Source organism: Mycobacterium sp. 852002-51152_SCH6134967, assembly GCF_001667105.1.
In the GTDB taxonomy this organism is placed as follows: domain Bacteria; phylum Actinomycetota; class Actinomycetes; order Mycobacteriales; family Mycobacteriaceae; genus Mycobacterium; species Mycobacterium neumannii_A.
Window position 1 is genome coordinate 1 of the sequence record NZ_LZIK01000062.1, and the last position, 19,263, is coordinate 19,263.

Below are 19,263 nucleotides of genomic sequence, written 5' to 3' on the forward strand. Positions count from 1 at the left end.
GCAGCCAATCTAAGAGCCAGACACCAGGTGAAAAGGATTCAACCACCGCACTACGCGGCACCTCACCTTCACACTGAGTATGCAATCTAGAACGTTGCCCGACCTGCGAATGCTTTGGGTAGGGTTTCTCGTGAACCAGCTGGGAAAGTGATCGGCGCGGCCGGGAACCGACCAGGGACATGATTCGTTGACGGTGTGTTCGCCGATTGACGATCGACATCATCAGGAGAGGAACCCACGGTGCGGGAATCCAGCAACCCCGTATTTCGATCCCTGCCAAAGTCGCAGGGCGGATATGCGCAGTTCGGAACAGGGGCCGCCGCCTACGGTACGCAGGCGGTTCACGCCGACCCCTATGTGACGCAGTACCCGGAGCAGCGCCAGGCCGGCGTTGCCCGCCCGATGACCATCGACGATGTCGTCACCAAGACCGGCGTCACGCTGGCGGTGTTGGCGGCCGTCGCAGTGGTCACCTACTTCCTGGCGGCGGTGAACCCGGCTATTGCCCTTCCGCTGGCGATGGTCGGAGCGATCGGCGGCCTGGTGTTGGTCCTGGTGGCCACCTTCGGTCGCAAGCAGGACAACCCCGCGATCGTCTTGAGCTACGCGGGCCTGGAGGGCCTTTTCCTGGGCGCCATCTCGTGGGTGTTCGGTAGGAGTGTCGAGATCGCGGGCGGCAGCGCGGGCGCGCTGATCACCCAGGCGGTGCTCGCCACGTTCGGCGTGTTCTTCGGCATGCTCGTCGTCTACAAGACCGGCGCCATCCGCGTCACCCCGAAGTTCACCCGCATGATCGTCGCCGGTCTGTTCGGTGTCCTGGTGCTCATGCTCGGCAACCTGGTGCTGGCGATGTTCGGTGTCGGCGGCGGCGAGGGCATGGGCCTGCGCGCCGGTGGTCCGATCGCGATCATCTTCTCGCTGGTCTGCATCGGCCTGGCCGCGTTCAGCTTCCTGATCGACTTCGATTCGGCCGATCAGATGATCCGCGCCGGTGCACCGGAGAAGGCGGCGTGGGGCGTTGCGCTCGGCCTGACCGTCACGCTGGTCTGGCTGTACATCGAAATCCTGCGACTGCTGTCGTACTTCCAAAGCGATTAGCAGCTTGACGAGAAGGCCCGGCACGAAATGTGCCGGGCCTTTTCGTTTTCGCGGGCTCTTCGCGGGCTAGGAGAGCCGCTCGATCACCATCGCCATGCCCTGGCCGCCGCCGACACACATCGTCTCGAGGCCGAACGTCTTGTCGTGGGTCGTCAGGTTGTTCAGCAGCGTCGCGGTGATCCGCGCGCCGGTCATGCCGAACGGATGGCCCAGTGCGATCGCACCGCCCGAGACGTTGAGCTTGTCCTCGTCCATGCCCAGTTCGCGCGCCGAGCCGAGCACCTGCACCGCGAACGCCTCATTGATCTCGTAGAGGTCGATATCGCCGATCGACATGCCTGCGTTGGCCAGCGCCTTCTTCGTCGCCTCGATCGGGCCGAGACCCATGATCTCCGGCGATAGCCCGCTCACCCCCGTCGAGACGACACGCGCCAGCGGCGTCAGGCCCAGCTCGCGAGCCTTGGTGTCCGACATGACGATCAACGCGGCGGCGCCGTCGTTGAGTGGGCAGGCGTTGCCGGCCGTCACGGTGCCGTTCGGCCGGAACACCGGCTTGAGTTGGCTGATCTTCTCGTAGGTGGTCCCGGCCCGAGGGCCATCATCGGTGGACACGACGGTTCCGTCGGGCAGCGTCACCGGGACGATCTCGCGCTCGAAGAAGCCGTTCTTGATGGCCTCCTCGGCCCGGTTCTGCGACCGAACGCCCCAGTGGTCCTGGTCCTCGCGGCTGATGCCGGTGTAGAGCGCGACGTTTTCGGCGGTCTGGCCCATCGCGATGTAGACATCCGGCAGCAAGCCGTCCTCGCGCGGGTCGTGCCACTCCTCGGCACCGGCGGCCGCCTGATCGGAGCGGCTCATCGCGTCGGCGAACAACGGGTTCTTGCTGTCGGGCCAACCGTCCGCCGTACCCTTCGGGAACCGCGAAACCGTCTCCACGCCAGCTGAAATGAACGCATGTCCCTCACCGGCCTTGATCGCGTGGAACGCCATGCGCGTGGTCTGCAGCGACGACGAGCAGTAGCGGTTCACCGTCGTCCCCGGCAGGAAGTCGTAGCCGAGCTGCACGGCCACCGCCCTGCCGACGTTGAAGCCGGCCTCGCCTGCGGGCTGGCCGCAGCCCATGATCAGGTCGTCGATCTCCCGCGGATCCAGTGCGGGCACCTTGTCCAGCACCGCGCGCACCATCTGCGCGGCCAGGTCGTCAGGACGGATGTCGACCAGTGAACCCTTCGCGGCGCGGCCGATCGGCGACCGCGCGGTCGCGACAATGACGGCTTCAGGCATGGTGTCTCCTCGCATTGATGGCTATGGGGAGAACCTAGCTCGCGGACGCCACGATGGGTGCGGGGACCCCAGTCGACCGCCGCCACAGCCGGCTCAACCCGCCCACCCGGGCCAGCAGCGCGAAGCCCTCACCCGAGCGCGTCCGCCACGGTAACTCCGGCGACGCGCCACCGAGCCAGTCGCTCAACGCATTACACAGCGCGGGCAGCAGTTGGTTGGCTGCCAGCGCATAGCCGGCGCCGGATGGGTGGAACATGTCGGGCGAGAACAGCACGTCGGGGGTGGTCCGGAAGTGCGGCGCCAGCAGGTCGGCCAGCGGCACGGGAACCCCGCCCTCGGCTCGCACCGCAGCCGTCTGAGCCCGGGCAAGCTGCAGGCCCCGGCTGCGTGTCACCGCGCGCAGGGGCTGCGGTATCGCGGTGATGACGCCGAAGTCAGGGCACGTTCCCACCACCACGACGGCGCCCGCGGCCCGCAACCTGCGCACCGCCTTTCCCAGTCGGCGCGCCGACGGTCGGATGCCGTTAGGCCGGGTGATGTCGTTGGCGCCGATCATGATCACCGCGGCGTCGGGCGGTGGGCCCGCGACGAACATCGCGTCGATCTGGCCCGACAGTCCCTTCGACGTCGCCCCGACGATCGCCTTGGTGCTCAGCCGGATCCGCTTACCGGAGACCTCGGCCAGACCCCTCGCGAGCAGGACTCCGGGCACCTCCTCGGCGGAGGAGGCGCCGTAACCGGTTGCGGTGGAGTCGCCGAAGACCATCAGATGCAGGTCGAACGGCACTTCACGGCGCCAGCGCTCGACGGGACCGCCGCCGGGTGCGTAGACGCCGTCGGCGCGGGGCGGGATGTCCCACGCGTGCGGAATGACCCGACGAGCCTGATCGGCCTGCCCGATCAGCAGGTTGCGCGCCCCGACATAGGCCGAACCGACCGAGGCGAGCGTGGCCGCGGCTGCGAAGGCGATGGTGCTCGTCCGTCGTGGTGTGCCCACGTCGGCAAGTTTAAGTGGCTTTTCTGGGGTATCCGCGTGGCGAGAAGCGATAAGGGATCACATTGCGGTATCAACTCCGGTATCGAATATGACTCACTAATTGTTGAAACGAACGTAAGCTGTCAAGCTAAGGTGCGAGTCACGTCCAGAAAATTAGGCGTGCTCAGCACCGCGGCGGCTTGAAACGTCGGAGGGGGTGGTTGTAATGACCGCACCAAGCAAATCCAGCCATGTTCGCCCGCGAGGCATACCGCCCGCTCACACGCGTAAGCCCCGTAAGTTCCCGGTCAGTGACGGAGCGCCGGTAGAGGTCGTCGAGGACGGCCCGAGCCTTGGCGGTCGGCTTGCATCGCTCGCGGCCCTGCTAACTGTTCGACCCACGCTAGCTATCGGCAGCTATGCGCCGAAGCTGCCGTGGCCCTGGGGTCTTGTCGACTTCGTCTCGCGCATCGCGCGGCCTGCGCCGGGCACCGTGCGGGCCACGATTTCTTTGCCGAATTGCACTGCGCAACTCGTCCGGGCACCCGGTGTGCTGCCCGCGGACGGCAAACGCGGCGTCATCCTTTACTTGCACGGCGGCGCATTTCTGACCTGCGGTGTCAACTCGCACGGCCGCCTGGTGCAGGCGCTGTCGGGCTACGCCGATTGTCCAGTGCTGGTCGTCAACTACCGGATGATCCCGAAGCACTCCGTCGGCATGGCGATCGACGACTGCTACGACGCCTACCAGTGGCTGCGCCTGCACGGCTACGAGCCCGACCAGATCGTCCTGGCCGGAGACTCCGCGGGCGGCTACTTGGCGCTGGCCCTGTCCGAACGCCTGCAGCGCGAAGGCCTTAAGACTGAGGTGCCTGCCGCGATGGTGACGATGTCGCCCCTCTTTGAGATCGACAACGAGGCGCGGGCCAACCACCCGAACATCCGCACCGACGCGATGTTCCCGCCACGGGCGTTCGAAGCGCTCGTCGACCTGATCGAGGACGCGGCGCGGCATGGTCGCAAGGATGGCAAGCCCGAAGAGGTCTACGAGCCGCTCGACCACATCGAACCCGGGCTGCCCCGCACGCTGATCCACGTCTCGGGCTCCGAGGTACTGGTGAGCGATGCGCGCAAGGCCGCGCGGCGCCTGGCTGCGGCCGGTGTGCCGGTCGAAGTCCGCGTCTGGCCGGGGCAGATGCACGTGTTCCAGATCGCGGCGCCGATCGTGCCCGAGGCGAAACGCTCGTTGCGCCAGATCGGCGAATACATCCGCGAGGCCACCTGGTAGCCGACCTGGTGACGGCGGGAGTCGCCTGACACGATGGAGTCATGCGGATCGCCCGGCACGTCAGTGAACTCATCGGCAATACCCCCCTGGTACAGCTGAACTCTGTTGTGCCGCCGGGGGCCGGTATGGTCGCGGCCAAGATCGAGTACCTCAACCCCGGCGGCAGCTCGAAGGACCGCATCGCGATCAAGATGATCGACGCTGCCGAGGCCATCGGGGAGCTCAAGCCCGGCGGCACGATCGTCGAACCGACGTCGGGGAACACGGGGGTGGGGCTGGCGCTGATCGCCCAACAGCGGGGCTACAGGTGCATCTTCGTCTGCCCAGACAAGGTCGGCGAGGACAAGCGCAAGGTGCTGCGCGCATACGGCGCCGACGTGGTGGTGTGTCCGACCGCGGTGCCACCCGATCATCCCGACAGCTACTACAGCGTCTCCGACCGGCTGGTCGGGGAGATCGACGGTGCGTGGAAGCCGGACCAGTACTCCAACCCGATGGGGCCCGAGTCGCACTACGAGACCACCGGCCCGGAGATCTGGGCCGACACCGACGGCAAGGTCACGCATTTCGTGGCGGGTGTGGGCACCGGGGGCACCATCACCGGCGCCGGTCGCTACCTGAAGGAAGTGTCCGACGGCAAGGTGCGGGTCATCGGCGCCGATCCGGAGGGTTCGGTGTACTCCGGCGGCTCGGGACGGCCGTATCTGGTGGAGGGCGTGGGCGAGGACTTCTGGCCCAAGGCTTACGACCCCGCGGTGCCCGACGAGATCATCGCGGTTTCTGATGCCGATTCGTTCGAGATGACCCGCAGGCTGGCGCGCGAAGAGGCGCTGCTCGTCGGCGGGTCGTGCGGAATGGCAGTGGTGGCCGCCAACAAGGTCGCCGAACAGGCCGGCCCCGACGCACTGGTTGTCGTGCTGTTGCCCGACGGCGGAAGAGGCTATCTCGCAAAGGTTTTCAACGACGATTGGATGTCGTCGTACGGCTTCCTGCGTAGCCGGATGGACGGGTCGGTGGAGGAGTCCACGGTCGGTGAAGTGCTGCGCGGCAAGTCGGGGGCGTTGCCGGACCTCGTGCATACGCACCCGTCGGAGACCGTTCGCGACGCCATCGGGATCCTGCGCGAATACGGCGTCTCGCAGATGCCCGTCGTCGGTGCCGAACCGCCGGTAATGGCCGGGGAGGTCGCGGGCAGCGTGTCCGAACGCGAACTGCTCTCCGCGGTGTTCGAGGGACGGGCCAAGCTCGCCGATGCGGTGGCCGAGCACATGAGCCCGCCGATGCCGCTGATCGGCGCCGGCGAACTGGTCAGTGCCGCAGCGAAAGAACTTCGCGAGTGTGACGCGGTGATGGTGGTCGAGGAGGGTAAGCCCGTCGGCGTGCTGACCCGCCACGACCTGCTCGGTTTCCTGTCTGATGGAAGTAAGCGCCGGGTTCGCTAGCGCCTCACCGTCATCGGGCCGGTGTTTCGCACAGAAAACTCTGCACAAAGCGGCTTCTCGGGTAGATTAGGCACGCTTGATCCCAGCTAAGCCATTGACTGGAGCCGTCCATGCGCGATGAACCGCCGCCTCCGGCAAGCGGTCCGTCTTCACCCGACGGTTCGCAGGGCGGCGGAACTCCGCCACCGCAAATGGTGACCGGCTATCCACCTCCAGCGCAACCGGTTCAAGCACTAGCGAGAGAGGCTTACACGCCCTGGTTCACCCGCGTCTTGGCGTGGCTGATCGATAACATCCCCACGTTCCTCATCCTCGGCATCGGCTGGGCCGTGTTACTCGCAACGCAGGAAACCACCTGCGTGACAGAGTATTCAGAAACCGACATGCGTGAGATCTGCGTGATGGAGCCGTCGATGCTGGGGCAGGCGTCGGCCGCCCTCATCGCTCCGATACTCGTTCTTACATACGTGATCTGGAACTACGGTTACCGCCAGGGGGCCACCGGCTCCAGCATCGGCAAGTCGATGCAGAACTTCAAGGTAGTCAGTGAAAAGACCGGGCAGCCAATCGGGTTCGCTATGTCGATCCTGCGGCAACTGGCGCATACCATCGACGCCGCGATCTGCTATATCGGCTATTTGTTCCCGCTGTGGGACGCCAAACGGCAGACCATTGCGGATAAACTCGTCTCCACCGTCTGCTTACCGCTGTAGTCAACCGGGAAGGTCACATGACTGATCAACCGCCCCCTCCGCCGGAATACAATCCTCCGCCACCACCCGGTGGTTACCCGCCGGGTGACGGAGGAGGTGGGTAACCCCCGGGTGGCGCCAGGTGCTGGTTATCCGCCACCGGGGCAGGCCGGTTACCCGCCTCCAGGCGGCTATCCGCCGCCGGGTGAGCCGGGATACCCTGGCGTTCAGAGGTATAGCGTCGGACAGGCGTTCTCGTGGGCGTGGGGGAAGTTCACCTCCAATGCCGCCGCGCTGATCGTTCCGACGCTGGTCTACGGGCTGATCATCGCCCTGCTACAGGTGCTATTTGGCGTCCTGTCGGCCCTCGTGGAACCGGAATCGACCAGTTACACGTCCGACGGCGATGGTTTTGCCTTCTCGTTCAATGTGTCTGGACCCGCCAGCCTCACCATCACCATTGTCGGCTGGCTAGTCTCCCTCGTCGTAGGCGGAGCTATCCAATCCGCCTACTACAATGGCATGTTGCGTATCGCCAACGGTCAACCGGTAAATATCGGATCGTTCTTCAAACCGCGTAGCGTGGGCAGCGTCATCATCGCCAGCCTGATCGTCGGATTCCTTTCTTCAATCGGCTATGCGCTGTGCTTCGTTCCCGGTTTCATCGTGACCATCTTCACGATGTTCACCGTGATCGCCCTGCTGGACCGCAACCTCTCGCCGATCGACGCGATCAAAACGAGCTTCGACATCGCGAAGAATAACTTCGGTCAGGTGCTGCTGACATTGCTGGCTGTCTTCGCCATCACGGTCGTCGGGGCGTTACTCTGCGGCTTGGGTCTGCTCGTCGCGCTTCCGCTGGTCGCGCTAATCGAGGTGTACGCCTATCGCAAGCTCAGCGGGGGCCAGGTGGCCGACCTCAACCCGCAACCATTACCGCCCGGTCCGCCGCCTCAAGTCACCCCGCAGCAGTAACCGATCAGCGGAAGGCGCTGACGCCGGTCAGCGCCTCTCCGATGACCAACTGATGCACCTCCGAGGTGCCCTCGTACGTCAGCACCGACTCCAGGTTGTTGGCGTGCCGGATGACCGGATACTCCAGGGTGATCCCGTTGGCGCCCAACAGGGTTCGACACTGACGGGCGATCTGGATGGCCTCGCGGACGTTGTTCAGCTTGCCGAGGCTGACCTGCTCGGGCTTGATCTTGCCCTCGTCCTTGAGCTTGCCGAGGTGAAGGGCGAGGAGTTGAGCTTTGCCGAGTTCGACTGCCATATCGGCGATTTTGGCCTGAGTCAGCTGGTAGCCCGCCAGCGGTTTGTCGAACACCTCCCGTGTGCCGACGTAGTCCAGCGCGCTCTGCAGGCAGTCCCTGGCGGCGCCGACACTGCCGAACACGATGCCGAACCGGGCCTCCGACAGGCAGCTGAGCGGCCCGGAGAGTCCGCGCGCGTCGGGAAGCTTCGCGTCGGCCGGCAACCGGACGTCGTCGAGGTGCAATTCGGAGGTGACCGAGGCCCGCAGCGACAACTTGTGTGTCATGTCGGTCGCGGAGAATCCCGGCGTTCCGGCGGACACCAGAAATCCGGCGACCCCGTCGTCGGTTCGGGCCCACACGACCGCCACATCGGCAACCGACCCGTTGGTGATCCACATCTTCGAACCGCGCAGGATCCAGTCCGATCCGTCCCGCTTGGCGGTCGTGCGCATCCCGCCCGGATTGGAGCCGAAGTCGGGTTCGGTCAGCCCGAAACACCCGATGGCCTCACCGGTGGCCATCGCGGGCAGCCACTGGTTGCGCTGCTCCTCGCTGCCCCAGCGGTGGATCGCGAACATCGCCAGCGAGCCCTGCACCGACACCAGGCTGCGCAGCCCGCTGTCCACCGCCTCGAGTTCCTGGCACACCAGGCCGTAGGCCGTCGCGGTCGATCCGCCGCAGCCGTAACCCTTGAGGTGCATACCCAGAAGCCCGAGCTTGCCGAACTCGGCGGCCAGTTCGCGAACCGGCACCTGACCGGTTTCGAACCACTCGGCTATGAACGGCCGCAGCCGCTGTTCGCCGAACCGGCGCACGGTCTGGCGCAGCTCGATGTCCTCGGGTGAGAGCAGGGAATCCAGCTCGAGCATGTCCTCGAGGCGGGTCGCAGAATTCATGGGACATGTCTACCCGGTCGGCATGCGGCACAGTCGTGGCTAGGCTGAGCGGTGATGTCGAAGAACGAAACGCAGGGCCTTTCTACTCAGGGTCTTTCCACGAAGGCCATCCACGCCGTCCGGCCCGATCTGACCACGGGTGCCGTCAACGCGCCGATCTACGCCAGCTCGACGTTCGCGCAGGACGGCGTCGGCGGGCTGCGCGGAGGCTACGAATACGCCAGAACCGGCAACCCCACCCGGGCGGCGCTCGAGGTCTCCCTCGCCGCGGTGGAGGCCGCGGCCTACGGGCGGGCGTTCTCCTCGGGCATGGCGGCGACGGATTGCGCGTTGCGGGCGGTTCTGCGGCCCGGTGACCACGTGGTGATGCCCGACGACGCTTACGGCGGGACATTCCGGCTGATCGACAAGGTGTTCACCAAGTGGGGCATCGACTACACCGCCGTTGCGCTCGCCGATCTGGACGCGGTGCGCGCGGCGATCACGCCGAACACCCGGTTGATCCTGGTCGAGACGCCGACCAACCCGCTGCTGTCGATCGCCGACATCAGCGCGATCGCGCAGATCGCGGCGACGTCGAATGTGAAAGTGTTGGTGGACAACACCTTCGCCTCACCCGCGCTGCAGCAGCCGCTGCTGCTGGGCGCCGACATCGTGTTGCACTCGACCACCAAGTACATCGGGGGGCACTCCGACGTGGTGGGCGGCGCGCTGCTGACCAACGACGAGGAACTCGACGCCGCGTTCGCCTTCCTGCAGAACGGTGCGGGCGGGGTGCCCGGGCCCTTCGACGCCTACCTCACCCTTCGCGGCCTGAAGACACTGGTGATCCGCATGCAGCGGCACAGTGACAACGCGGCCGTCATCGCCGAGTTCCTCGAGGGACATCCCGCGATCGAGACCGTGCTCTACCCGGGGCTGCGCACGCATCCGGGCCACGAGGTCGCGGCCAGGCAGATGACCGGCTTCGGGGGCATGATCTCCGTGCGACTGCGCGGGGGAGCGGAGGCCGCACGCAAACTATGTTCCCGCACAGAGGTTTTCATTCTCGCCGAGTCGTTGGGCGGCGTCGAATCGCTGATCGAGCATCCCGGCGCCATGACCCACGCGTCGACCGCCGGTTCCCAACTGGAGGTTCCTGATGACCTGGTGCGGCTGTCGGTCGGTATCGAGGACGTCGCGGATCTGCTGGCCGACCTCGAGCAGGCGTTGAGCTAGCGGCTAGGTCAGCGCCGGGCGCAGCGCCGAGGCCGTGACCGCGAGGTTCATCTCGGGCAGGGCCGTCGGTGACTCTTCGACCCAGCTTCCCAGCGCGATCTCGCCGGCACGGGCATGCACCCACCGCCAGCCCCGGTCATTGAGGCTGAGCAGCGCGCCCAGACCGTCGATCGCGTGCAGCAGCGTGATGATCGCGGCTGTGGTCGGGCCCGGCGGCCTGCGATCGAACAGCGCCGACAACAGCGCCGAGCGCGCGTGGCCGACGCGGTTGCGGTTGGTCAGCGGCCATGCGAACTCGTGTCCGAACCGCTTGTCCGGCAGAGGGATACGTCGGATCTGACCGGTTCGCTCCAGATGGCCGACGACGTTGCTTTCGGTGTGCTTGGCCAGCCGCTTGACCGCCGATCGGGGCCGCAACGGGCGGCGCTGCAACAGCGAAAACGCCGGTTCTGCGACCGGGTCCGTCGCGCCGGCCACCGACAACGCGATCAGGCGGCCCGGTTCGACCGGGTCACCGTCGACCGACGGGCGGATTCGGCAGGCCAGGGCCAGGTCGAGCAGCACCGCGGCGGCCAACACCCGCTCCCGGCGCGGACGGTCGAGAACCGGTTGCGCCGAAGCGTTGTCGAGCAGCAGCAGGAAAAGGTCCTCGGCGATCTGCGCCATGAGCGGATGCTAAACCGCATCCGGTCCGCGACTCGAATTCGGCTGGGGGTGGGCCGGGCCGTCAGGCGTGATACGGCTCGGCCTCGAGCAGCTTCACCTTGACCGTGCTGCCGCTGGGCACCGTGTAGGTGCGCACGTCGCCGACCTTCGCGTCGAGGAGCGCCTCGCCCAGCGGGGACTTCGGCGAGTACACCTCGAGCTTGCCGTCGCTGATGCCCTCTTGGCGGGTGGCGATCAGGAAGGTCTCGGTGTCGCTCTCGTCGTCGCCGTACTGCACCTTGACCACCGAGCCGGGCAGCGCGACGCCGGACTGCTTGGGCGCCTCGCCGACCTTGGCGCTGTTGAGCAGTTCCTGCAGCTGACGGATCCGGGCCTCCTGCTGGCCCTGCTCCTCGCGGGCGGCGTGGTAGCCGCCGTTCTCGCGGAGGTCACCCTCTTCGCGGCGGTCATTGATCTCGGCGGCGATGACGGGCCGGTTGGCGATCAGCTGGTCGAGCTCCGCCTTCAACCGGTCGAATGCCTCCTGGGTAAGCCAGGTGACCTGCGTATCGGTCATATCGTCGCGCTCCTGTCCTTCTGGGTCTTGCGGCGTGCTCGCGCTTTTCTCGCGTAAGACGTCTCGTGGTACGGCGCCGGGGCTTGACGTGTATTGCCGCGGTTCACGTGCTCAAGCACAGCACCAAATGCAGCAATACACGGCTCCAGCAGGAACCGTGTACCCGACCATGGTAGCACCGACGGGCCAATCGGATTTCAAGAATTCGCAGTTCGCCGTCTGCCGGACCGACGAATCAGCGTGATTTCAAGGGGCCACCAGATACGACGGCACGTCGGTTCCGCACCCGTAAATATCGCCGATCACGGGCTGGCGGGTCGCTTTGACCGGTGCGGTCACTTGCACCGTCTGTTGCGAGGCCGGCGGGACCAGCACCTCCCGACGGCCCGTCTCGGCGCCGTCGATGGAGCGGGCGCGCACGATGCAGACGACCGGCTGGGACGGGTCCTCGCGGGTGACGCTGATCGTGACCGACACCGTCTGGTCGTCGACCAGTTCGTAGGCGCCCAGCTCGCCCGTCACGGGCTCGCTCTCGAACCGTCCGAACGCCACCACAGCGACCGTCACCCCCACCGCCAGCGCGAGCAACGTGAACGCGACCGCGACCCAACGGCGGCGGTTACCGGGCAGCCGCTGGCGGCCGTAGCGCGCGGCGGGGCGCTCGATCATCTGGTTTTCTATGCCCGTCGGTCGGATAGATCTACAGAACTGGAACTATAGGGACTATTGAGACGTCTCGGCGGGTTGATATCGCCGGAGACGACAGCGCGATGATAAGGCAGAGCAGGTTGAGTGAACTGCGGTTGATGGCGGTGCACGCCCACCCGGACGACGAGTCCAGCAAGGGTGCCGCCACCATGGCACGGTACGTGGACGAGGGTGTGCGCGTGCTTGTGGTCACGCTCACCGGCGGCGAGCGCGGCGACATCCTCAACCCGGCCATGGACCTGCCCGAGGTGCACGGCCGGATGGCCGAGATCCGCCGCGACGAGATGGCCAAGGCCGCCGAGATCCTCGGCGTCGAGCACCGCTGGCTCGGCTTCGTCGACTCCGGCCTGCCCGAAGGCGACCCGCTTCCGCCGCTGCCGGAAGGCTGCCTCGGCGTGGTGCCGCTCGAGCAACCGGTGGAGGCGCTGGTGCGCGTCGTGCGCGAGTTCCGGCCACACGTGATGACCACCTACGACGAGAACGGCGGATATCCGCATCCGGACCACATCAGGTGCCACCAGGTGTCGATGGGTGCCTACGACGCCGCCGGTGACCACCTCCTGTTCCCCGACGCCGGCGAGCCGTGGGATGTCCAGAAGCTGTACTACACGCACGGCTTCGTGCGACAGCGGATGCAGCTGCTGCAGGACGAGTTCGCCAAACACGGGGAGGTCGGCCCGTTCGAGAAGTGGCTCAAGCACTGGGATCCCGAGCACGACATCTTCGCCAAGCGGGTGACCACCCGCGTCGAGTGCGCCAAGTACTTCGCGCTGCGCGACGACGCATTGCGCGCGCACGCCACCCAGATCGACCCCAACGGGGACTTCTTCCGCGCGCCGATCGAATGGCAGCAACGGCTCTGGCCCACCGAGGAGTTCGAGTTGGCCCGCTCGCGCGTGCCCGTATCGCTTCCTGAGGACGACCTCTTCGCCGGGATCGAGGGCCGATGAACCTCCTGCTCGCCGTCGACCTGCTGGCCCAGCAGGAACCACCCAGGGACACCGGACCGGACTTCGGCAAGGCCAGCCCGTTGGGCCTGCTGATCGTGGTGCTGCTGCTGGTCGGCACGTTCCTGCTGGTCCGGTCGATGAACCGGCAGCTGCGCAAGGTGCCGGACTCGTTCGACCCGCCGGATGCGGAAGCCGACCGGATCGCCGAGCCGCCCGACGAGCCCCAGGCGCCGATCGAGTCCGACGCGCCGCCCGACGGGACGAAACGTGAGCCCGGGGGCTAACACACTCTCGCGGGCCACCAGCCCGTATCTGCGTCAGCACGCCGCCAACCCGGTGCACTGGCGCGAATGGACGCCGGAGGCGCTGGCCGAGGCTGCCGACCGCGATGTGCCGATCCTGCTGTCGATCGGCTACGCGGCCTGCCACTGGTGTCATGTCATGGCCCACGAGTCGTTCGACGATGACGAGGTCGCCGCGGTGATGAACGACGGCTTCGTCTGCATCAAGGTCGACCGCGAGGAGCGTCCCGACCTCGATGCGGTGTACATGAGCGCGACTGTTGCGCTCACGGGGCAGGGTGGCTGGCCGATGACCTGCTTCCTCACTCCCGACGGCAGGCCGTTCTTCTGCGGGACGTACTACCCGAAGCCGACCTTCCTCCAGCTGCTGGCCGCGGTCATCGACACCTGGCACAACCGCCGCGGGGAAGTCGAGCAGGCGTCCGAGAAGATCACCGAGGAACTGCGGACGATGGCGGCCGGGTTGCCCGGCGGGGGACCGCCGTTGCAGCCCGCGCTGTGCGACCACGCCGTTGCCGCGGTGCTGCAGGACGAGGACGTCGCTCGCGGTGGATTCGCCACCAATCCCGCTGGCGCACCGAAGTTTCCACCATCCGCGTTGCTCGAGGGTCTGCTGCGCAACCACGAACGCACGGGCGACATCATGCCCATCGAAACCGTCGAGCGGACCTGCACGGCGATGGCCCGCGGCGGAATCTACGATCAGTTGGCGGGCGGCTTCGCCCGCTACAGCGTCGACGCGGCCTGGGTGGTTCCGCACTTCGAGAAGATGCTTTATGACAACGCCCTACTGTTGCGGGTGTACGCCCATTGGGCGCGACGTACCGGAAATCCGTTGGCGCACAAGGTAACCGTCGAAACAGCCGCATTCATCATCGACGAACTCGGCGCCGACGGCATGTTCACGTCGTCGCTGGATGCCGACGCGGACGGGGGGGAAGGCCTGACGTACGTCTTCACCCCCGCGCAACTGCGCGAGTTCCTCGGTGACGACGACGGGCAGTGGGCGGCAGAGCTTTTCGCCGTGACCGAGGTGGGCACATTTGAGCAGGGTGCGTCGGTGCTGCAGTTGCCGCGCGACCCCGACGACCAGGACCGGTTCGTCAGTGTGCGGGCAGCGCTGCTGGCGGCCCGGCTCACCCGGCCGCAACCCGGCCGCGACGACAAGGTCGTCACCGGGTGGAACGGGCTGGCGATCACGGCGCTCGCCGAAGCCGCTGTCGCGCTCGACCGGCCCGAATTGCTCACCGCCGCAACGAATTGTGCGCGCGGCGTGTGGAATCTGCACGTCGTCGACGGCAGACTGCGGCGGGCGAGCCTCGGCGGTGCGGTCGGCGACAGCGCCGGGATCCTCGAAGACCATGGGGCGTTGGCCACCGGCCTACTGACCGTTCACCAGATGACGGGTGACCCGGACTGGCTGGAGGCCGCGATGACGCTGCTCGACATCGCGCTCGAGCACTTCGCCGACCCGGGCCGGCCCGGCCGGTGGTTCGACACCGCCGACGACGCCGAGGCATTGATGGTGCGGCCGGCCGATCCGCTCGACGGTGCGACACCATCGGGTGCGTCGTTGATCGCCGAGGCGCTGCTCACCGCAGCGCACCTCGCCCCCGCCTGGCGGGCGGATCGCTACGGCGCGGCGGCCGAGGCCACTCTGGCGGCGGCCACGCCGATCCTGACCCGGCTGCCGCGCTCGGGTGGACACTGGCTCGCCGTCGCAGAGGCGGCGGTGCGCGGGCCGATCCAGATCGCAGTGGCGTGTGACCCTGGCCGGTCGGAACTGTTGTCGGCAGCGCGGCGGCTCGCGCCGGGCGGAGCGGTCGTCGTCGGCGGCGTGGTGAATTCGTCCGAACTGCTGATCGACCGCGACCGCGTCGGCGGCGCCGACGCCGCCTATGTGTGCCGTGGCAGAACATGCGACCTGCCGGTCACCACGGCGCCGGAACTCGCTGCCGCCCTGGGCGCGTCCGTGTAGCGTTCGGCGCATGCCGACGCCGGAAGACAACGCCAAGACCGTCACCCGTTACCTCGAACTGGCCGCGCAGGGTAAGGCCGATGACATCGCCGAGTTGTACGCCGACGACGGCACCGTCGAGGATCCGGTTGGCGGCGAGGTGCACATAGGCCGCAAAGCGATTCGCGGTTTCTACGACGCGCTCCCCACGACGGGCGCCCAGGCCGACGTCGTCACGCTGCGGGCGTTGGGCAACGAGGCGGCGTTCTTCTGGGCGCTGACCATCGACCTCGGCGAGAACAAGATGCGCATCGAGATCATCAGCGTGATGACCTTCAACGAGGAGGGCAAGATCGCGTCGATGAAGGCCTACTGGACCCCCGAAAACGTCACCCAGCTCTAGAAGACCGCGAACCACATCGCGATGTAGTGGCAGATCGCCGCCACCGCGGTGCACGCGTGAAAGAACTCGTGATGGCCGAAGACCGTCGGCCACGGGTTGGGCCACTTGAGCGCGTAGAGCACACCGCCGATGCTGTAGAGCGCGCCCCCGACGATCAGCAGCACGAGCGCGGCCACTCCCGCACCGTGCGTGATCGGTCCGACGAACCACGCCGCCACCCAGCCCAGCAGAATGTAGAGCGGCACGCCGACCCACCGCGGCGCCGACGGCCAGAAGCACTTGAGCAGCACGCCCGCGATCGCACCGCCCCACACGATCCAGAACAGCACCATGCCGTCGGTTTGCGGCAACGCCAGCAAGGCGAACGGCGTATAGCTGCCCGCGATGAACACGAAGATCATCGAATGGTCGAGTCGCTTCATCCACTTGCGTGCGGTCGGCGACTTCCAGTCGACCCGGTGGTACGCGCCGCTGACCGCGAACATCGCCACGATGGTGAGCGTGTAGATCAGCGTCGCGACGCCCGCGCGCGTGGACTGGACCGACCACGACACCGACACCAGCGTGGCGCCGCAGATGGCTGCGATCCCCGCCGCGTACACGTGTATCCAGCCCCGTGCGCGCGGCTTACCGATGAAATTGGCGAGACCGTCGACAACGGCTTCCGGAAAGTCCTCCGCAGGGTTCTGCGGGTCGCGGGACTTATCGGAATCGGTGCTGTCGATGGATCGGGTCATGTCACCTCCACTAATGCCATGGGGGTTTTCGAACCTCACAGTAGTCTGGATCTTCGTGGAGCTCATTCCCCCGCGACTCAAAGAGCCGGCCTATCGGCTGTACGAGATGCGGCTGCGCCAGGAGCTGGCACGGTCCAAATCCCAACTGCCGCGCCATATTGCCGTTTTGTGTGATGGCAACCGCCGATGGGCACGTGACCTTGGACACGACGACGTCAGCGTCGGCTACCGGATGGGCGCCAGAAAGATCGCCGACATGCTGCGCTGGTGTCAGGAGACCGGCATCGAGATGGCGACGGTCTATCTGCTGTCCACCGAGAACCTGCAGCGTGCGCCCGACGAACTGTCCCCGCTGATCGAAATCATCACCGACGTCGTCGAGGAGATCTGCGCGCCCGCCAACCACTGGAGTGTGCGCACCGTCGGCGATCTGGAGCTGATCGGCGAGGAGCCCGCGCGCCGGCTGCGTGACGCGGTCGGGTCCACTGACTCGGGTCCGGACTGCTTTCACGTCAACCTCGCCGTCGGTTACGGCGGGCGCCAGGAGATCGTCGACGCCGTCCGTCAGCTGCTGAGCAAGGAGCTGGCCAACGGCAGCACCGGTGAACAGCTGATCGAGGCCGTCACCATCGACGCGATCTCGGAGAACCTCTACACCTCCGGACAACCGGACCCCGACCTGGTGATCCGCACCTCGGGGGAGCAGCGGCTGTCGGGCTTCCTGCTGTGGCAGAGCGCGTACTCCGAGATGTGGTTCACCGACGCCTACTGGCCGGCGTTCCGGCGGGTCGACTTCCTGCGCGCGCTGCGCGACTACACCGTGCGCCATCGACGGTACGGAATGTGATGCCACGCCGTAGTTGATGGAACACTGAGAACATGGCTGCGCTGTCGGCGGTGGTCTTCGCGCTCAGCTGGTGGTTGGGGCTGTATCTGCTGGCCCGCGACCCGCGTAAGCCTGTGCTCGTGCTGGCCGCGATCGGGTTGACGAGCTTCGCGGCGGTGGTCGCGCTGGATGCCGTGCGGACCGTCAGCGGGGCCGATGTGCTCAGTCGCATCGAGGTCTACCTCGTCGCCGTGCCGGGCATCGCCTGGTTCGCAGTGCTCCTCGAGCTGTCCCGGCCCCGTGACACCTGGCGTGGCCGTGCCGGTGAGCTCGGGCTGGTCGCCGTGGTGGCCGCGACCGCGTTCGTCGGCGCCGCGATGGCCGGAAGCGTCGACGGCCCGTTGCGCCTTGGCCACTGGGTGATGTTCGCGGCGGTCTCGGTGCCCTCGCTTGGCGCCATGGTGTACGCGGTGTTGCGCCAGTCGCAGCCGGTCCCGGTGGTCGGTTTCGTGGTGGTTGCGACGTTGTTCTTCGCGTTGGGCAACGCGATCCTGATCATCCCGCTGGGGCTGGTGCCCAGCTGGTTGGCGCTCGCTTCGACGGGTTTCGACGTGGCGCTGCTCGGTGTCGCGGTCGCGATCGGGGATGCGTTCGACGAGGGGCAGGCGTTGCGCGCCGACATGCTGCGCTCGTTCGCGGCGACGACGGTGGTGGCGGTGCTGTTCGGCGGTCAGGCGTTGATCGGTCTGGCGGTCACCGGTCACGACACCGCGCTGACGGTGCTGCTGTTCACCAGCCTGGCGGTCGCGATCGCGATCAACGTCCTTGCCGACCCGCTGGCAGGTGTGCTCGACCGGTTGGCGTTCTCGCGCTCGCCCGCCCTGCGCGCCGACCGCGCCGCCCTGCGCAGCACCGAGGCTGCGCTGCCGCTGCGCAAGGACAATCCGCTCGACGGCATCGACGAGCAGACGTTCGTCCGCCTCACCCGCCGCGCGCTCGGGCACTACGGCGACCTGTCCAAGCTGATCGCCAGCCCGCTCACCAACCTGCCGATCATCGACCAGCGGTTGGCCTCGCGCGGCGCCTCCGGCCAACCGCTGGAGCGGGCGACCGAACTCAAGGCGCTGCTGGCCGAGCGCATCGCCCGGCTCAAACCCCGCGACGGCGGCGAGTTCGGCACCACCGAGGAGTGGCGGCACTACAACTCGCTGTACTTCCCGTATGTCGCCGGGGTGCGGGCCTATGCGCAGAACGCCACCGCGGCGGGACTCGACCCCGTGGCCCGCCAGGCCTGGCAGTGGTTCGTCACCGAAGTGCCCCAGCGGTCGCTGCACAACTGGCAGAACGCCGCCGCGCGGCTGATCGCTGCCGATCTGCGCGGCAACCTGGTGGCCGCTCAGGACTGACGCGCATCCGCATCGGCGCCGGCGTTGGGCCCGATACCCACGTGACCTGCGGCTGGCAGTAGCTGGCAGCGTTCTGCGTCGATCTGGCAGCGGCATCTGAGCACTGTCGGTGACATGACCACAGCAACCACCCACCTGGTAAACACCACCGGCGAAGGCGATACCACCGACTCGCTGCTGCGCGTGGCACTGCGTGCCGACGCGACGCTGTGCGGGGGTCTCGGCCTGGTCATCGCGATGGCCGCCGACCCGCTGTCCCGACTGAGCGGTCTGTCAACCACCAGCGAGTGGATCGCCGGCGCCGCGCTCGTCGGCTACGGCGCCGCACTGTTCCTGGCGGCCGGGATGGCCGACGTCCGCCGCGTCGGTGTCGGCGTGCTGGTCGGCAACATCGTCTTCGCGCTCGTCGTGGCCGCGGTGCTGGCGACCGGCGTGCTGCCGCTGACCGAAGCCGGCGTTGCGGGCATCGTCGGGTTCACCGCCGTCACCCTCGCATTCGCCTACGCCCAGTACCTCGGGGTGCGTCGCCTGACGTGACCCCCTCATGGCTGGTCCGGAGCCGCCGTCGTCAGAGGTTGCGGCGTCGGCTCCGGAACGGTCCC

Annotated in this window: 20 protein-coding genes; 13 read left to right on the top strand and 7 right to left on the bottom strand. The window is 67.1% G+C overall.

What is annotated here, in order from left to right; genetic code table 11:
- The first annotated feature begins 240 nt into the window (after positions 1–240).
- On the top strand, positions 241–1,098 hold the full coding sequence (locus tag A5790_RS18085; protein WP_066847260.1) for a Bax inhibitor-1/YccA family protein: 858 nt from the start codon (positions 241–243) through the stop codon (positions 1,096–1,098).
- Between the two features lie 66 nt (positions 1,099–1,164).
- Here A5790_RS18085 and A5790_RS18090 read toward each other — a convergent pair whose 3' ends face one another.
- Both A5790_RS18090 and A5790_RS18095 read right to left on the bottom strand, forming a co-directional pair.
- The gene (locus A5790_RS18090) at positions 1,165–2,382 is read right to left on the bottom strand and encodes an acetyl-CoA C-acetyltransferase (protein WP_066847263.1); all 1,218 of its coding nucleotides are present in this window, start codon (positions 2,380–2,382) and stop codon (positions 1,165–1,167) included.
- Positions 2,383–2,416: 34 nt separating this feature from the next.
- Positions 2,417–3,379 (bottom strand): SGNH/GDSL hydrolase family protein, encoded by a 963-nt coding sequence (locus A5790_RS18095; protein WP_066847266.1) that lies wholly within the window; start codon positions 3,377–3,379, stop codon positions 2,417–2,419.
- A gap of 205 nt (positions 3,380–3,584) precedes the next feature.
- Between A5790_RS18095 and A5790_RS18100 the strand changes: the two genes are divergently transcribed.
- The 4 genes from A5790_RS18100 (at position 3,585) to A5790_RS18115 (ending at position 7,755) form a co-directional block, all read left to right on the top strand.
- Positions 3,585–4,646, top strand: a complete 1,062-nt coding sequence (locus A5790_RS18100) for an alpha/beta hydrolase fold domain-containing protein (RefSeq protein WP_066847269.1) — start codon at positions 3,585–3,587, stop codon at positions 4,644–4,646.
- 41 nt (positions 4,647–4,687) lie between these two features.
- The gene (locus A5790_RS18105; RefSeq protein ID WP_066847272.1) at positions 4,688–6,088 is read left to right on the top strand and encodes a cystathionine beta-synthase; all 1,401 of its coding nucleotides are present in this window, start codon (positions 4,688–4,690) and stop codon (positions 6,086–6,088) included.
- 110 nt (positions 6,089–6,198) lie between these two features.
- On the top strand, positions 6,199–6,801 hold the full coding sequence (locus A5790_RS18110) for an RDD family protein (RefSeq protein WP_066847279.1): 603 nt from the start codon (positions 6,199–6,201) through the stop codon (positions 6,799–6,801).
- A gap of 84 nt (positions 6,802–6,885) precedes the next feature.
- Positions 6,886–7,755: a hypothetical protein gene (locus tag A5790_RS18115; RefSeq protein ID WP_369829797.1), complete on the top strand. Its 870-nt coding sequence runs from the start codon at positions 6,886–6,888 to the stop codon at positions 7,753–7,755.
- A 4-nt stretch (positions 7,756–7,759) separates the two neighbouring features.
- On the opposite strand, the gene A5790_RS18120 is transcribed toward A5790_RS18115, so the two are convergent.
- On the bottom strand, positions 7,760–8,932 hold the full coding sequence (locus tag A5790_RS18120; RefSeq protein ID WP_156656446.1) for an acyl-CoA dehydrogenase family protein: 1,173 nt from the start codon (positions 8,930–8,932) through the stop codon (positions 7,760–7,762).
- Between the two features lie 54 nt (positions 8,933–8,986).
- On the opposite strand from A5790_RS18120, the gene A5790_RS18125 reads away from it, so the two are divergent.
- Positions 8,987–10,150: a cystathionine gamma-synthase gene (locus A5790_RS18125; protein WP_066847281.1), complete on the top strand. Its 1,164-nt coding sequence runs from the start codon at positions 8,987–8,989 to the stop codon at positions 10,148–10,150.
- Positions 10,151–10,153: 3 nt separating this feature from the next.
- Here the strand turns inward: A5790_RS18125 and A5790_RS18130 are convergent, their stop codons facing one another.
- The 3 genes from A5790_RS18130 to A5790_RS18140 form a co-directional block, all read right to left on the bottom strand.
- Positions 10,154–10,816: a GPP34 family phosphoprotein gene (locus A5790_RS18130; RefSeq protein WP_066847284.1), complete on the bottom strand. Its 663-nt coding sequence runs from the start codon at positions 10,814–10,816 to the stop codon at positions 10,154–10,156.
- Between the two features lie 61 nt (positions 10,817–10,877).
- Entirely contained in the window at positions 10,878–11,372 is a 495-nt protein-coding gene (gene greA / locus A5790_RS18135; protein ID WP_064394952.1) for a transcription elongation factor GreA, read from the bottom strand.
- Positions 11,373–11,618: 246 nt separating this feature from the next.
- Positions 11,619–12,041: a DUF4307 domain-containing protein gene (locus A5790_RS18140; RefSeq protein ID WP_066847287.1), complete on the bottom strand. Its 423-nt coding sequence runs from the start codon at positions 12,039–12,041 to the stop codon at positions 11,619–11,621.
- 119 nt (positions 12,042–12,160) lie between these two features.
- On the opposite strand from A5790_RS18140, the gene mca reads away from it, so the two are divergent.
- Genes mca through A5790_RS18160 form a run of 4 tightly spaced genes read left to right on the top strand, consistent with a single transcriptional unit; the run spans position 12,161 to position 15,692 of the window.
- The gene (gene mca, locus A5790_RS18145; protein ID WP_066847565.1) at positions 12,161–13,030 is read left to right on the top strand and encodes a mycothiol conjugate amidase Mca; all 870 of its coding nucleotides are present in this window, start codon (positions 12,161–12,163) and stop codon (positions 13,028–13,030) included.
- On the top strand, positions 13,027–13,314 hold the full coding sequence (locus A5790_RS18150; protein ID WP_066847290.1) for a hypothetical protein: 288 nt from the start codon (positions 13,027–13,029) through the stop codon (positions 13,312–13,314). Before mca ends, A5790_RS18150 begins: the two co-directional genes overlap by 4 nt.
- Positions 13,298–15,310 carry a thioredoxin domain-containing protein gene (locus A5790_RS18155; RefSeq protein ID WP_066847295.1) on the top strand — a complete coding sequence of 671 codons (2,013 nt, stop codon included), beginning with the start codon at positions 13,298–13,300 and terminating at the stop codon, positions 15,308–15,310. Before A5790_RS18150 ends, A5790_RS18155 begins: the two co-directional genes overlap by 17 nt.
- A gap of 10 nt (positions 15,311–15,320) precedes the next feature.
- Positions 15,321–15,692, top strand: coding sequence for a nuclear transport factor 2 family protein (locus tag A5790_RS18160; protein ID WP_066847297.1), 372 nt, complete (start codon positions 15,321–15,323; stop codon positions 15,690–15,692).
- Here the strand turns inward: A5790_RS18160 and A5790_RS18165 are convergent.
- The gene (locus A5790_RS18165) at positions 15,689–16,429 is read right to left on the bottom strand and encodes a hemolysin III family protein (RefSeq protein WP_066847300.1); all 741 of its coding nucleotides are present in this window, start codon (positions 16,427–16,429) and stop codon (positions 15,689–15,691) included. The two genes, A5790_RS18160 and A5790_RS18165, sit on opposite strands and share 4 nt — an antisense overlap.
- 55 nt (positions 16,430–16,484) lie before the next feature.
- Here A5790_RS18165 and A5790_RS18170 point away from each other — a divergent pair, with 55 nt between their 5' ends.
- From A5790_RS18170 to A5790_RS18180, 3 genes are all read left to right on the top strand, one after another.
- Positions 16,485–17,276 carry a (2Z,6E)-farnesyl diphosphate synthase gene (locus A5790_RS18170; RefSeq protein ID WP_066847303.1) on the top strand — a complete coding sequence of 264 codons (792 nt, stop codon included), beginning with the start codon at positions 16,485–16,487 and terminating at the stop codon, positions 17,274–17,276.
- Between the two features lie 32 nt (positions 17,277–17,308).
- The gene (locus A5790_RS18175; protein ID WP_066847306.1) at positions 17,309–18,661 is read left to right on the top strand and encodes a hypothetical protein; all 1,353 of its coding nucleotides are present in this window, start codon (positions 17,309–17,311) and stop codon (positions 18,659–18,661) included.
- A 114-nt stretch (positions 18,662–18,775) separates the two neighbouring features.
- On the top strand, positions 18,776–19,198 hold the full coding sequence (locus A5790_RS18180; protein WP_066847309.1) for a hypothetical protein: 423 nt from the start codon (positions 18,776–18,778) through the stop codon (positions 19,196–19,198).
- The last annotated feature ends 65 nt before the right edge of the window (positions 19,199–19,263 follow it).